The following is a 16,103-nucleotide window of genomic DNA, read 5'->3' on the forward strand; positions in this document are numbered from 1 at the left end:
ATTTTTAGTATATTAGAGCTTTTATTTAAGTTTTAATTTACTTTAAAGGCGCCTTATTCACTTTGCGTTAGCTACTTTGCATTAACTACTTGGCTTTAGCCGCGCAGTTGAACTCACCGCTGTAGTCAAAGTTAAAGTGGAACTTAGTAAAGCCTTCAGTACCCGCTTTAGTTTCTTGTTCTTTTTCTGTAGAAAGACCAGTGATGCCGTTGTCTACACAGCGGAACGCTTCATCTAGTGTTGCAGATGCAAACCAAACGCCACCTTTTGCTTGTGCTTCTGGTGCTACAAGCTTAAACACTTCAGCATTCGGGAATGCCAATGATGCATCACCTTGGTTGTCTGCTAGCGAGTCTTCTAGATAGTATTGCACTAACTCACGGTTATTAAATGCCGCTTCTTCTTTAACTAGAACGGCTTTATCAACACCTGGCATTTTCACGTTAGACGCGCGGTAGTTGTTAGTAATGACATAGATTTCTGCATCATCAGCAATTTCAACGCCGTTATAAGTTAGGCTGTCAATCTGCTCACTAGTGGTAGTCTCATACTCAAAGCCATTAATCTTGATGTACTTTGATTCGTTTTCTACGTTTACAGTGTACTTCAGTAGGCCTTCACCAGCTTGGCTGAAACCACCAAAGAATACGTCAAAGTTATAGCCTGGGAATGATTCATTTAGGAAGCGTTCATCAGCTGCTAAAGGTAGGCTGTTGTATGCGTTTGAGTTAACCCACTCAATCCAGTTCTTCATATCAGAACCCGTCATCTTCAATACAGCTGGTGTATTGTTATCAAATACATAGATATCAGCAACAGATGCGTTAGTTAGCTCGCCTTCTTGGATGTTGGTAAAGTCTTGTGGACCGTTACGACCAGACTTAAATGGTGCAGAAACTGACAAGAAGATAGCGTCGTCAGCAGCATCTTTAAACTCACCTTCTGCTTTCCACTTCATTAACTGGTGCAGTTGCGCTTCGTTAACAACCTGAATAGATAAATCAGGTACCACTTGCGGGAAGAAACTGTTCATGTTCACATCGATTGAAGCAATAGATGTAGACATGTAATCAATTGTGCCTTGGTGCTCTTTAGCCACTAAGTCTTCGATGATTGGGTCAGAGCTATTTGGTACTAGTGAACGAAGCTCTGAAGTTGACTGAGTATGGTCAACGCTCCAGCTTTCGCCGTTATCTTTAGTTGTTAGGGTTAAGTCGATAACACCTAACTTAGCGCCCCAGAAACCAGGCATAACAGCTGGAACACCATTAATTAGACCAAGCTTAGCATCGACACCTTCGATTTCGCCGTATTCACCCGTGGTATTTGGGAATTCACGGTGATCGTGGCCAAACATGATTGCATCAATACCATCGACATAGGCAAGGTGTAATGTTGCGTTTTCAGCAAACTCATTGTCATTGTCATTTAGACCTGAGTGAGGAATCGCAACAATAATGTCTGCGCCTTCAGTTTTCATCTTAGGCACATAATGTTCAGCAGTTTTCTTGATGTCAGACACCATCACATTACATTTAAGTAATGATGCATCCCAGCCCATAATGTTTGGCGGGGTAAAGCCAATTACACCCACTTTAATTAAGTAAGACTCGCCGTTACTGCTCTTAAATTCACGATCTAAGATCACATATGGCTCATACTTATGCTCAGCTTGGTCGTAGAACTCTTCAGTAATGCGAACTTCACACTCTTGTGCAGCATTGCTTACTTTCTCTAGCGAGTTATCAACTTTCCATACGTTAGCACTCACATAAGGGAAGTCTGAACCTTTAAGTGACTCATCAAGGAACTCTAGGCCGTAGTTAAACTCATGGTTACCCAAGTTAGCGGCATCGTATTGCAATTCATTCATTGCTTTGTAAACAGGGTGAGTATTTTCTTTAACGTGCTCAGTACCCAGCGACGCCATATAGTCGCCCATTGGGCTACCTTGGATTAAATCACCATTATCAAACAGCATGCTGTTTTGAACTTCATCACGCGTTGCTTCGATAACCAAAGATGTACGTGCTAAGCCCCATTCAGGTAACTTAGTTTCGTTGACTTCTTCGCTGACAAAGTAATTGTACGGCATCACGTTGGTGTGGATGTCAGTCGTCTCCATCAGGCGAACGCTGATGGTATTGTCTTTATTATTGTCATCATCATTATCGAGCCAATCACAGCCAGTGAGTCCCAGTGATGAAGCGATAACAACGGCTAGCACTTTCTTATTTAACATATCCATAACTCTTATATTTGTTTAGACCCCGAGAAGGAGTGCTCCTTCCCAAAAAACTAATAGGTTTATTTTTGGCATAACTCACTATTAGCGGGGTCAGAGTATAAAGATAATTGATGAGAGATTTGTGATCTTGACTGGGTTTCCCTTGTATCAATTTGTTGCGCTATGTTCTACTGGTTAGTTGGTTTAAGGGTGGTGTAAATGTCTATTTTTCCGGGTATTCTTAGATGTTGTAGCTGGCGTAAATAATGGCGAACGACATTTTTATGGCACAAAAAAAGACACGCTAAATACGTGTCTTTTTATTGAGCATTAACGCGTTACTTAGCTAAAAAACCACGGCTGCGTAGCAGTGGGTCAATGCCCGCTTCTTTACCACGGAACTGCTTGTACAGTTGCATCGGATCCTCGCTGCCACCTTGAGAAAGAATGTTATTTCTAAATGCATCGGCAGTGGCTTTATCGAAAATACCATTCTCTTTAAAGGCCTCAAACGCATCGGCGCCTAAAATATCAGACCAGATATAGCTATAGTAGCCAGCAGAGTAGCCGCCAGAGAAGATGTGTGAGAAATAAGTACTGCGATAGCGTGGTGCTATTTCAGTGATAAGTCCCATATTGTTTAGCGACTCTGCTTCAAACTTAGCCGCATCTTTTGGCGTGAAGTCAGTCACTGTGTGCCAATCTAAGTCAAGCTTAGTCGCAGCCATATATTCAACGGTGGCAAAGCCTTGGTTGAACTTGCTTGCGGCTTGAATTTTCTTTACGAGCTCTTGCGGGATCACTTCGCCTGTTTTGTAGTGTGTTGCAAATTGCGCAAGCACTTCAGGTTGCGTCATCCAGTTTTCCATCACCTGTGATGGGAACTCAACATAGTCACGTGGCACTGATGTACCCGCTTGTGAACGATACTCAACGTTTGAGAGCATACCGTGCAGCGCATGACCAAACTCATGGAATAGCGTGCTAGCTTCATCGAATGTTAGCAAGGCGGGCTCATCACCCGCTGGGCGAGGGTAGTTAAGCACGTTGACGATGATTGGCGTAGAGTCAGTGCCATCCATGTTGTACTGTTGACGATAAGAGTTCATCCAAGCGCCGCCACGTTTGCTATCGCGAACAAAATAGTCGCCCATAAAGATAGCCAATAGCTCGCCATTTTTATCAAACACTTCCCAAGTGCGTACTTCATCATTGTACTTAGGTAGATCGGTACGCTCTTTTACCGTGATCCCGAATAAGCGGTTAGCGGTATAGAACACACCTTTAAGGGTATTTTCTAATGAGAAGTAAGGACGGGTTTGTTGCTCATTAAAGCTATATTTAGCCACGCGGATCTTATCTGAATAATACCACCAGTCCCAGGCCGCTAGCTTAAAGTCACCGCCTTCGTCGTTGATAAGCGCTTGCATGTCAGCCACTTCAGCTTCTGCTTGTGACAATGCCGCAGGCCATACTTTGTTAAGTAGCTCATACACATTTTCAGGTGTCTTTGCGGTGCGCTCTTCAAGCACAAAGTGTGCATGGGTCTTATATCCCATCAGTTGAGCACGTTCGGCGCGAAGTGCTGCCATCTCGGCTAAGATTTTCTTGTTGTCATTAGCATTGTTGTTATTACCACGCTCTACATACCCCTTGTAGAGGGCTTCACGCAGATCGCGATTGTCGGCATAGGTAAGAAACGGGGTAATAGATGGACGTGACGTGGTAAATACCCATTTACCTTCGTGACCACGTTTAGTTGCAGTTTGCGCAGCAGTATTAATCACGTCATCAGGTAGGCCGGCTAAGTCAGCTTTGCTATCAATGACTAACTCAAATGAGTTGGTTTCAGCAAGTAGGTTATCGCCAAACTCTAGGCTAAGTTTGCCAATCTGTTCGTTAAGCGCCCGAAGCTGAGTCTTATCCGCTTCGCTCAAGTTAGCGCCGCCACGGGTAAATGACTTGTATGTGTCTTCTAACAGTTTTGCTTGAGCAACATTAAGAGACAAGCTGTCGCGTTGGTTATAAACCGCTTTTACTTTCTGGAAAAGTGCATCATTAAGCAAGATATCGTCGCTAGCAGATGACAGCATTGGCGAAACGTCTTTAGAGATGGCTTGCAGTTGCTCGTTAGTGTCTGCGCCCGTTAGGTTGTAAAACACGCTAGCCACTTTAGTGGTTAAGTTACCAGAGAACTCCATTGCTTCAATCGTGTTAGCAAAGGTTGGCGCTTCAGGGTTATCAATAATGGCCTGAATTTCAGCCTGGTGTTGTGCAATCCCCGCCTTAAATGCAGGTAAATAATGTTCAGGTTTAATTTTGTCAAAATCAGGAATACCTAAATAGGTATCATACGGCTTGAAAAATGGGTTGCTGGCGTTATTGTCAATGATTTGCTGTGCAACAACATTAGGAGCGACTTGTATTTCAGCGCTAGTATTAGTGTTTGTATTTGAAGCGCCACATGCACTCAGTGCTAATGCGAGTGCGACGGCAGAAACGATTGGTTTGAGGGTTAATCCCTTCATATTTATATCCCCGAGTATGCTTGTTATCGTTTTTTGTCAATTGTATTGCATTGACGTTAACCCCTTTAAGTATCACGACTCAATGTGGTAAATCTATTGAAAATAGGTGTTGTTTGTAACAAATCGTGCGTTTAGCGATTTTTTACACGTTATTAGGCTTATTTATACTGTGCTATGTGAGTTTGATGAGAAAAAAGCAATCGAGTAACTTGAGAAAAACTGACTCTCGTATACCAAATATAGGGCTTAGCTGGAATAGGCTGATAAGCTAAGCGGCTAACCCGTAATAGGCGGCTTATGGGCTTACTTACAGAAAGTAAATTGAGACTAACAGTATTTTCGTGATAGTAATCAATCCTTTCCTTGTAAATATTTGCAAGAATGGCGTACGTTTTTTTACGCGATAAGACTGATAACAATGCGAAATAACCAACCTGTGACCCAAACAGAAAAAAACCTCACCGATAACTGCATTTTGCTATCGACCACCAATCTCGATGGCAATATAAAATACGCGAATGAAGGCTTTATCAAGGTCAGTGGCTACAGTTTCGATGAGTTGCAACGCCAGCCCCATAATGTCGTTCGCCATCCTGATATGCCAGAGGCAGCATTTAAATCACTTTGGGAGCGAATTAAACAAGGTAAGCCATGGGTCGGTATTGTTAAAAATCGCACCAAAAACGGTGACCATTACTGGGTGAATGCATATATCGCCCCCGTCTATGAAAATGGCAAAATTCACGAGTACCAATCGGTGCGCCGTAAAGCCACGCCAGAGCAAATAAGCCGTGCCAAAGGGATCTATCAGGGGATTCAAGCGGGAAAAACACCTCAAGCATTACGTAAACCGCTGTTAGGTTTTGGCGCAAAACTATACGCATGGTTAATGTTGTCTGTTTTGTGTGCAGTGCTACTTGCTAGCTATTCACCAATAATGGCGGCTCTTGTGGTGGGCTCGGCTGCAGTTGTTGGACTTAAGCTGATCTTAAAACCCTTTAACCACTTGGTGGCACAGGCAACCAAAACGGTAGACGACCCATTAGCAACTGGGGTGTTTACTGGACGACAAGATGAAATAGGTAAGGTGAGTTTTGCCCTGCAATTTCTACTCACCGAAACCGGTGGTGTGGTTGGACGTATGGCCGATTCTGCGGGTTCAATAGAGTCTCTTAGCGGCAGCTTAAACGAAACTATCGCCAATACTCGCCAGCGTGCAGATAGCCAGAGCCAACAAACGAGCCAAGCAGCAACCGCAATGGAAGAGATGAGCGCTAGCTTTAATGAGGTGAGCCAAAACATTCATAATGCGGCTCGTGAAATGTCGATGAGTAACCAGTCGGCTGAAAAAGGCCATGAGTTACTCGTGCGCGTTATCGACTCTATCAATCAACTTAAAGATGAGGTGGGCAATTTTGCCTCCGTTGTCGCATCTATCGAACAAGATAGCCAAGATATTAATAAGGTATTGGATGTGATTCGTGGCATTGCCGAGCAAACAAACCTGCTGGCATTAAATGCAGCCATTGAGGCCGCAAGAGCAGGGGAGTCGGGACGAGGCTTTGCCGTTGTTGCCGATGAAGTGCGTCAACTTTCAAGCCGAACTAGCGAGTCGACATCGCATATTGAAGCGATTGTGAGTAAATTTAGAGACAGCACTGAAAGGGCTGGCATAACAATGGCAGCAGGGCAACAAAAGGCTGAGCAGTCAGTAGAACTCGCTAAGCAAGTCGATGAGTCTTTTGAAAAGCTGCGTGAGTCTATCATTAAGATGAATCTGATGAGTGATGAAAATGCCTGTGCAATGAGACAGCAAACAACCGTAGCCAATGATATTAGCCACTCAATACAGGTGATCAGTGAACTGTCATTAGAAAGCTTAGAGCAAACAATGGATGCTACAGAGCGAGGCGAGCAGGTGTCGAGGCTATCGACCAAGACCCATAATTTGTCGAAGCAGTTTTGGGAGCAAAGCGTACAGAGAAAGGTATGATTTAAAAGAAGGAAGAGCAGGTCTTAGGTTCTAGGACCTAGGTTCGAGGAAAAGTTGAAACGGTTAGGGCTAAGACGGATAATGCTGCTTTGTGTAGCTTGGGCTTTAGCCCATCGTTCCTGTGATTAAGATTAAGATGGTACAAGCTGGTGGCTGAACCGTAGTGCTAATCGCTACGGTTCAGCCTAACGTGTATCACTAACTTGGATGTTTGCTGGCTCGATACTTGTGTCTTAGCGCAGGTAGAGCTTCAAGTGAACATAGCAGTAGTCCGGTCCATATCAAGGCGAAACTCACCGCTTTAACCTGATCAAAAACTTCATTAAATAAAATAACAGCAATAAGGAATTGTAAGCTAGGTTCGATATATTGCATTAGCCCTATCATTGACAAGCTTGTCGCCCTGATGGCCAGCGCAAAGAAGACTAGAGGCATTAACGTCACAGGAGCTGAGCCAATATACAGCAGCAATACCGATGTCTGTCCTGATAACGCAGAAGATATTGCCACACTTTGATCTGAACTCCACAACCAGACTAAATAGATCGCGGCAAATGGCATTAATAGAGCGGCTTCAACAGTGACAGAGGTCAGTGAGTCAAAGCGAATAAATTTTTTGCACAAGCCGTAGAGTGCAAAGAAACTGCCCATACTGAGTGCAAGCCATGGAAGTTCTCCATAGCTATAGACCATATAGCTGATACCGCAGAACCCCAAAAATACCGCCATTTTCTGTGCTGCAGTTAATTTATCTCCAAGAAACAGTACACCCAAGCCGATAGCAAAAAGTGGGTTAATAAAAAAACCTAAGCTGGCTGCAAGCACTTGTCCATGGGTGATAGCCCAGGTAAAACTGTACCAAGAGACGCACATAATCAGTGATGCCAACCCACACAGCAGCACAGACTTTTTGTCGGCTTTAAGCTGTGAAATAGAAGGCATCTTGCGACCAATAAGTAGGAATACCACTATCATAAAAGGGACTGAGAACAAGATCCTAAACGCCAATAATTCATTAATATTGGCATTTGGCAAAAAATGATAATAGAGCGGCATCAAGCCCCATAATAGAAACGAGAAAGCAGCAAGTGCGTTGCCTTTAAATGTAGAGGCAGCGTTTTGTGAGGTTGTGGATTGCATATGAATTTGGCTAGAACGGATTAGGCTATGAAAGGCGCTATTTTCTCATTAGCTGAGCGCAAAGAGTGTGATTTATATCACTTTGTGCTATTGATTCAGTAGTTAACTAAGGTATCGATGTTGCTAAGGATTGAGCTTAGTCGAACTGTTTTATCGTTTAGGCCCCCAGTGTCAATGTCTTACGAGGAAACAATCTAAAGTCGCTATTTATCACCTGAAGTGCAGCAAATAAGTTAACGGTTACCGCTAGTCTTGGAGAATGTAGATGAATTAGTCGTCAAATTGATAAGCTTTAAGATTGATGCTTGAGCTGAGTCAATACAAACCATAAGTAAAATGAATACTGGAAATGAAAATTTACCCCAAGAAAATATATTTGCTTGAGTCGCATCAACACCTACGCTCTCTATTAATAAAATCGATAAAAATGTAGAAACTATACATACCAAAAAAATGCGAGTGATGTTTTTAATTTTGCTCATAGCGGTAAAGTACTCAGCTGATAAAGAATGATATCTGTAAGGGAACAGACGACAAGTGATAATTTATTACCGGGCGGTTGAAAATCCAGCTAATAATCATGGGTGTCACAGTTAATTCTCGTTGTGATTAACTTCTCGAATAACATGATGAATCCTCCTTGAAAACATCGAACAGCTTATTATCCTGCGTCTCGGATAAATATTAACCGCTGATTGATTTGCACTCAACATATCAATGTAACCTATTGATGTAAAGCGAGTATTTTTCAGTGTTTTGACGTTTGCAGCGAGCCTCTGTAATGTCTGCACATAAGCTCGTTTCTTCAGGTCTGACCCATAGGGAGTTGGGAGTGTCATTATGAGGTAAGGTTCATCTGTGACCATCTGAGCACATCATTCGATTATCCCTGCTGCCGCGTCGCTGAGCTTTTTACTCAAAGGTAATCACTTTTTAGGCAATGCCTAAAGTGCAGCTGCTAAATCAAGCTATCATCTGCTAATTTTCGGGTTTTTATTTAGTACATTTGCTAGAATCCCTCATTATTTTTTTGGCTGCGTTTTTTGCTGCCACACTCTTTATAAACTGATGGCATTTACTGAAGCTATTTAGTGGTGGGTGTAACGGAAGCTTAGTGACCGTTTTCACTGATGGCTTTCATAGGCCAACTTTACGGACTTATCACTGTCCCGTCGTCACTGGTACGTTTTCCAATGGACTGTTGTATCAAACCGTTCAGTTTCTAACAGAGTATTCAAGTTTTACTATTTAAAGGCAGGCTATGACCGTTCTTCTAATGACTCCACCTATGACCCAGCTCAATACGCCTTATCCGGCAACAGCGTATTTAACGGGTTTTTTACGCTCTCGAGGTTATGAGGCGGTGCAGCGAGATCCTGCTATTGAGCTTTTCCTAGAGATGATGACTGCGCCTGCGCTGGAGATTATTCGTCAACATGTGGAAGAAAACTACGAGCACTTTGAAGACGATCAGCTGCCTGATGTTATTTTCAATTTTCTGGCCGAGTATGACCGCTATCACCTTGCCGTTGAACCTGCTATTCGCTTTTTACAAGGCAAAGATCCCAGCCTTGCACTGCGTATTAACTCGCGCCGCTTTTTACCTGAAGGCCCTGCGTTTGACACGATTGCCCAGATGGAAGCGGTATCTGGCGATGTGTTGCAAGCGGCTTTTGGTAATCTTGGTGTACAAGATAAAGCCAAATATTTAGCCACGCTGTTTATTAACGACTTATCGAACGTTATCACTCAAGGGGTTGATCCTTACTTTGAAGTCAGCCGTTATGGCGAGAAGCTTGCTGCGGCCAACCCAAGCTTTGATAACCTTTACGATACCCTGATGGACGAGCCAAGTTTTAGCTCAGAAATTCTAGAACAGTTAGTCGAGCAATATTTAGAAGAAACCCAGCCTAGTGTGGTCGCATTAACCGTGCCTTTCCCTGGCAATATGTTGGGCGCGCTGCGTATTGCACAAACCTGTAAAGCCATCAATCCAGAGCTTCCTATTGTAATGGGCGGCGGTTTTATTAACACTGAGCTACGTGCGCTTAAAGATCCCCGTGTGTTTGAGTTTGTTGATTTTATCTGCCTTGATGATGGCGAGCGTCCATTTATTACCTTGCTTGAATATTTCCAAGGACAGCGTGAGATTGATGATTTGGTGCGTACCTATTTCCTTGCTGAGGATGAAAATGGCGAGCCTTACGTACACTTTAACGAAAACACTGAGCTGCACGATATCCCGCAAACCGATGTGGGTGCACCTGTGTATGACGGCCTGCCATTAGGTGAATATCTATCTTTGTGTGAAATGCTTAACCCAATGCACCGCATTTGGAGCGACGGACGCTGGAATAAACTTACCATCGCCCACGGCTGTTACTGGCGTAAATGTAGCTTTTGTGATGTCAGCTTAGATTATATTGACCGTTTTGATGCCGCTAGCGCCGATGTGTTGGTGGATAGAATAGAGCAATTGATTGAAGAAACTGGTGAAACAGGTTTCCACTTTGTCGATGAAGCGCTACCGCCAAAGCTTTTGTTTACACTCGCTAAGCGTTTAATTGAGCGCAATGTCGTGATCAGCTGGTGGGGCAACATTCGTTTTGAGAGAACCTTTAGCCAAGCGCGTTGCCAGTTACTCGCTGATTCTGGCTGTATCGCAGTGAGTGGTGGCCTTGAGGTGGCGTCAGATCGTCTGTTGAAACTGATGAAAAAAGGCGTGAGCGTTGAGCGCGTTGCCCAAGTCACCAAAGCCTTTAGTGATGCCGGCATATTGGTTCACGCTTATTTGATGTACGGTTTTCCGACTCAAACGGAGCAAGAAACGGTTGATTCGCTGGAAATGGTACGTCAGATGATGAGTCAGGGGTGTTTTCAGTCTGCATACTGGCACCGTTTTGTGGCGACTATCCATAGTCCTATCGGTATTAATCCTGAGCAGTTTGGTATTACGCTTAGCGAGCGCCCTGAGATTTTATTTGCTGAAAACGATGTCGACTTTACAGATCCAACGGGCACAGATCATGAAATGCTCGGCGAGGGGCTGCGTAAAGCGATTTACAACTATATGCACGGTATTGGTTTTGAGCAGCCGATGAGCTTTTGGTTTAACCAAAAAGTGGCTAAAACGCAGATGAAGAAAGATCTGATCTCAAAAGCGATTAATAATCTAATTGAAACTAGCGAAGACTAATCGTCATTTTCTAGCTAAATAGCGATAAGTTTTAATGCTAAAAGGCCACTTTCTGCTGCAGAAAGTGGCCTTTTCATTTTTATAAATAAACGCTTATGAAGTTATAACCATAAATCTAGTGCTATCAATTTAGTGCTATCAATTTAGTGCTATCAATATAGCGCTATCAGTACAGCGTTAGCGATAACAGGCTAGCTGCAGCTCATTAGCTAAAAATCATTAGTTATATGCGTTTAAGCATTCAACGATTAAATCAACAAAACCTTGTCGATCGAGTTTACATAACACTTGAGTATTGTGAGGGTTATTGGTCAATTGGTAACGATCAACAACCGTCATGCCTTGGGTGTATTCGCCCTTAGTCTCTACGCCAACCCAGCAGTCGTATGAGGTGAATAGCTCAGGTTTAAGTAGCCAAGCGATAGTACAAGGGTCGTGTAGTGGAGCGCCTTCAAAGCCCCACTTAGGATCTCTGTGGTAGATCATAAAGAAGTCGAGCAACTCTGCAACACACTTAGCCACAGGGTTAGGTATTTTACGAATACGCTCAATATCTTCATCCATAATTTGTGCTTGGTGAGTAATATCAAGGCCACACATGGTGATAGGAATACCAGACTTAAACACCATGTCGGCGGCTTCTGGATCAACAAAGATATTGAACTCAGCTGCTGGTGTCCAGTTACCCGCTTCGGCAGCGCCGCCCATCAACACGATCCGCTCTACCTTGCAATGAAGTTCAGGGTAGGTTGCTAAAAATAGTGCGATATTGGTTAACGGCCCAGATGGCACTAGCGTTACCGCTTCGTCACTTTCACGTACTTTTTGCGCCATCAGCTCAATGCCTGATATCGATTGCGGTGCAAAAGCTGGATCGGGCAGTTTTGGGCCATCTAAGCCACTTTCACCATGCACATTGTCGGCAATAATCAGCTCACGAGCTAACGGCTTAGGTGCGCCTGCGGCAACGGGGATATCGTGACGCTCAAGTAAGGTTAAAATACGCAGCGCGTTGTTTAAGGTTTTATCGGGAGTTTGATTACCTGCGCTGGTGGTTACCGCTAAAGGATTAAGCTTATTGCTGCTCATGGCTAAAATTAATGAAATGGCATCATCATGGCCAGGATCGCAGTCAAGAATAATCGGGGTAACTTTATGGGAGTGTTGGTTGTGTAGAGTAGGGCTCATTGTTAGGCTCCGCAAAATGAAGGTTTATTAAAATGCTATTTCGATTCTTGCTAAGCATCCTAGAGCGTTATTAAGCCAAATACTGTGACTGAGTAATCGCTTTTAAGCTGCTGATTCATAAGTTGCTGAATCAATAGTGCGGTTTTGCTCTATCCACAAAAAGGCCCTTAGCTATGCACTATGCTAAGGGCCGGTTTTGTATTAAACGGCTTAGTCTAAACGCCTATTGCAATGACGTTAATAGCCAGCGGTCTCGCTACCTGCGCGGCGCGGGTCGCTTGCGCCAAAAATACCTTGTTCTGTAACCATAATCGATTGCGTCGAACCCATGGCATTATTCACTTTTACCTCATGGCCTTTGGCTTTAAGTAAGGTCTGTGTATCTCGATTGAGCGTATGCTCAACCCGCAAAACATCGGGCAGCCATTGGTGATGAACGCGCGGCGCATTGGTGGCCTCGGCAATATTTAAATCGTGGTCAATCACATTCATGATGATCTGCATCGTAGTGGTAATAATGCGTGATCCCCCAGGGCTACCAGTGACGATATAAGGTTTGCCATCTTTCATCACAATGGTTGGGCTCATCGAGCTTAAAGGACGCTTGTTTGCCTCTACCGCATTCGCTTCACCGCCAACCAGACCATAGCCGTTAGGCACGCCCGGTTTAGCCGAAAAGTCATCCATTTCATTATTGAGTAAAATCCCCGTGCCTTTAGCTACTAGGCCTGAGCCATAGCTAAAGTTGAGGGTATAAGTGTTTGATACAGCATTGCCCCATTTATCCACCACAGAGTAATGTGTGGTTTGATTGCTCTCATAGGGGGCAAGTTTGCCGGGCTTAATGTCAGTGCTTGGCGTAGCCTTATCTAATGAGATTTGCTTGGCTAATTGCTTAGCGTAATCCTTACTCACTAATGCGTTAACAGGCACATCATAAAAATCAGGGTCGCCTAAGTATTCGCTGCGGTCGGCATAGGCGCGTTTCATCGCCTCAGTCATCAAATGCAAGGTGGCTGCCGTGTTAAGGCCAAGCTCTTTTATGGGGTAGCCTTCTAGCATATTGAGCATTTCGATAATGTGAATGCCGCCCGATGAAGGCGGTGGCATAGAGACTACTTGATAACCTCGGTATTCACCGACAACGGGCTCACGCTCAATAACCTTATAGTGTTTAAGATCGCCTAAGGTCATGATCCCGCCGGCAGATTGGATGGCGTGAACCAGCTTTTCAGCAGTCTCGCCTTGATAAAACCCTTTACTGCCTGATTTAGCAATCAGTGACAGTGAGTGCGCTAATTCTGGCTGCTTTAATAGTTCTCCGGTTTGGTAGTCACTGCCATCGGCTTTGTAAAAAATCTCGGAAGAACTCGGCCATTGGGCGATGCGGCGTTTAAGGCCAGATAAAGAGGCATGCAGATCTGGGGTGACTTTAATTCCGTCTTTAGCCAGGTTAATCGCAGTTTGAGTCACCTGTTTCATGGTCATGGTGCCGTATTTTTCTAATGCAAGCTCCATGCCCATCACTGTGCCCGGTACGCCGACAGCTAAACCGTGTTCACGGCTTAACTTATTCACTGGGTTACCTTGTTCATCGAGGAAAGTATCACGATGGGCTTTAGCGGGCGCCATTTCGCGATAATCGATAGCGATGGTTTTATTAGGCTCGCTTAGGTGAACTAGCATAAAGCCACCGCCACCGATGTTACCCGCTCTTGGCAGTGTTACAGCCAAGCTAAAACCAACAGCCACCGCGGCATCAACCGCGTTGCCGCCTTGTTTTAAAATTTCAACCCCCGCCTGAGTCGCAAGCGCCTCCTGACTCGATACCATGCCATGCTGTGCCCAAATAGGTTGAGCGGTCGCCATATGGCTATAAATCGATGTTTCTTTAGCTGTTGCTTGTAATGGGAAACATGCAGCAAGCGTTAGAGTAGTCAAGGGGATAGCCATCGAAATGGTGAAGGCTAATACTTTAAAGCCAGATATTTTAGGGTAAGAAGTTTTAAAGTCTGAGGTTTTAAGGGCTAGGGTCTTGTCAGCTAGAGTCTTAAAAGCGCGCATTTTCAATCCTTTGTATTTATTGTTATTGCCCAAATATGATGATTAACGGTTATAAAAGCAAGGAAACGAGTGAGTCGTAGTCGTCCCAGAAGTGGCGCTAAATGTTGTTGATTGAAACCTGTGTGGTTCAAATATCGTGACAGCAATGTGACGTTTATTGGTGTTAAATGCAAGTCGATGGGAAAAATCCTAGCGAGTTTGTATTATGAGCGGATTAACAAAGCAATGAGGCGGGTTATTATATGTTTGCAGATCTTTGGTTAATGCGTACTGCGCTGTTAGCTTACACTATTAAGTGCGCACTATAATTTCACAATAGTAAGTCCAAAATAGTAAGTCAAAATAATAAGCCCACGATATTGTATGTTTACACCATAAGTAAAACTACTGAGGCAACGTGGTTAGCTTAAACGATGGGCAAATGTAACAGTAATAGCCATATTAACCATAACAGTAACGGCAAAGGGAGATGAGTTTGGATAAACATGCTGCAGCGACAAGTGAGGAGGGGACCGCCCTGTATGAGGTTGATCTCATCGATGCTATCGACAAGGTGCCTGCCAACACTTGGAATGCGCTCATGCACGATAGTAATCCATTTAATCAGCATCAATACTTGGCAGCGCTTGAGTCAAGCGGCTGTGTTGGCAGTCAAAGTGGCTGGACCCCGTTACATGTAATCATTCGGGAGACGACAACGGATGAGAGTCGCGGCGTTATAGCGGTGATGCCTTTATATATTAAAAGCCATTCTTATGGTGAATACGTTTTTGATTGGGCCTGGGCTGAGGCGTATGAACGCCACCAGTTGCCCTATTATCCCAAGTTAGTATCAGCCATTCCGTTTACGCCAGTAACAGGATTGCGCCTTGGAGTCGCTAAAGACGCTAGTATTGAGGCTCAGCAAGCCCTCTGGCAGCTTATTAACCAGACTCTGAATAACTGCTTATCTGAGTATGGTTTTTCTGGCTGGCATTGTTTGTTTCTACCTCAATCACAGTTTACTGATTTTTCAAAGCAGGAAAACTTACAGCGTTTAGGCACTCAGTTTCATTGGTTTAATCGCGAGTACGATGACTTTCAAGCTTTTTTACAGTCACTTACGTCGCGTAAGCGAAAAGACATTAATAAAGAACGACAAAAGCTCTCGCCTCTAGGCCTGAGCTTTGAGTTTATTGAAGGAGAACAAATTTCTGCCGATCTGTGGAAGATGTTTTATCGCTGTTATCAGCAAACTTATGCTAAACGTTCTGGGCATTATGGTTATCTTAACCTGGCATTTTTTGAGGCGTTAGCTAAGACCATGCCCGAGTCAATCGTGCTTTTAGTGGTTCGTAATCAAGATAGAGAGTGTATTGCGTCTGCACTGTACTTTAAAACAGAGACTCATTTATATGGCCGTTATTGGGGCTGTTTAGTTGAAGTAGACGGCTTACATTTTGAAACCTGCTATTACCAAGGAATAGCGTATTGCATTGCCAATAAGCTACAGGTATTTGATGCGGGAGCTCAGGGAGAGCATAAAGTCCCAAGAGGGTTTGAGCCGGTGGAGACTTTCTCAAATCATGAAATCTGCCATGATGAGTTTAGACAGGCAATTGACAGTTTTACTCGTCAAGAAGCTGAGAATACAAAGATTTATATGCAGCAACTTAAGTCAAAACTGCCATACAAAAACAGAGCCTAACGAGTAATGCCGATCATTTAGCAGTTTATTGATCGGTTGACCGATCTTTATAAGATGGCAAAATCCGAGTGTTTTTAAAC

The 16,103-nt window shown here is 43.9% G+C and carries 8 protein-coding genes; 3 read left to right on the forward strand and 5 right to left on the reverse strand.

Features of this window, described 5'->3' with window-relative positions:
• Positions 1–85: 85 nt before the first annotated feature.
• Together ACVBJC_RS16555 and ACVBJC_RS16560 are read right to left on the reverse strand one after the other, a co-directional pair.
• Entirely contained in the window at positions 86–2,242 is a 2,157-nt protein-coding gene (locus ACVBJC_RS16555; protein ID WP_447162012.1) for a bifunctional 2',3'-cyclic-nucleotide 2'-phosphodiesterase/3'-nucleotidase, read from the reverse strand.
• Between the two features lie 323 nt (positions 2,243–2,565).
• On the reverse strand, positions 2,566–4,755 hold the full coding sequence (locus ACVBJC_RS16560; protein WP_447162013.1) for a M3 family metallopeptidase: 2,190 nt from the start codon (positions 4,753–4,755) through the stop codon (positions 2,566–2,568).
• Between the two features lie 418 nt (positions 4,756–5,173).
• Here ACVBJC_RS16560 and ACVBJC_RS16565 point away from each other — a divergent pair, with 418 nt between their 5' ends.
• Positions 5,174–6,748, forward strand: a complete 1,575-nt coding sequence (locus ACVBJC_RS16565; RefSeq protein WP_447162014.1) for a methyl-accepting chemotaxis protein — start codon at positions 5,174–5,176, stop codon at positions 6,746–6,748.
• 198 nt (positions 6,749–6,946) lie between these two features.
• On the opposite strand, the gene rarD is transcribed toward ACVBJC_RS16565, so the two are convergent.
• Complete coding sequence (rarD, locus tag ACVBJC_RS16570) at positions 6,947–7,888, reverse strand: EamA family transporter RarD (protein WP_447162015.1); 942 nt, start codon at positions 7,886–7,888, stop codon at positions 6,947–6,949.
• A gap of 1,261 nt (positions 7,889–9,149) precedes the next feature.
• Between rarD and ACVBJC_RS16575 the strand changes: the two genes are divergently transcribed.
• Positions 9,150–11,084 carry a B12-binding domain-containing radical SAM protein gene (locus ACVBJC_RS16575; RefSeq protein ID WP_447162016.1) on the forward strand — a complete coding sequence of 645 codons (1,935 nt, stop codon included), beginning with the start codon at positions 9,150–9,152 and terminating at the stop codon, positions 11,082–11,084.
• A gap of 219 nt (positions 11,085–11,303) precedes the next feature.
• On the opposite strand, the gene rihA is transcribed toward ACVBJC_RS16575, so the two are convergent.
• Together rihA and ggt are read right to left on the reverse strand one after the other, a co-directional pair.
• Complete coding sequence (gene rihA, locus ACVBJC_RS16580) at positions 11,304–12,272, reverse strand: pyrimidine-specific ribonucleoside hydrolase RihA (RefSeq protein WP_447162017.1); 969 nt, start codon at positions 12,270–12,272, stop codon at positions 11,304–11,306.
• A gap of 237 nt (positions 12,273–12,509) precedes the next feature.
• A complete protein-coding gene (ggt, locus tag ACVBJC_RS16585) occupies positions 12,510–14,225 on the reverse strand; it encodes a gamma-glutamyltransferase (RefSeq protein ID WP_447162021.1) in 1,716 nt (571 codons plus the stop codon).
• Positions 14,226–14,811: 586 nt separating this feature from the next.
• Between ggt and ACVBJC_RS16590 the strand changes: the two genes are divergently transcribed.
• Positions 14,812–16,023 (forward strand): GNAT family N-acetyltransferase, encoded by a 1,212-nt coding sequence (locus ACVBJC_RS16590; RefSeq protein ID WP_447162018.1) that lies wholly within the window; start codon positions 14,812–14,814, stop codon positions 16,021–16,023.
• The last annotated feature ends 80 nt before the right edge of the window (positions 16,024–16,103 follow it).

It is taken from the genome of Shewanella sp. 0m-6 (assembly GCF_052977325.1).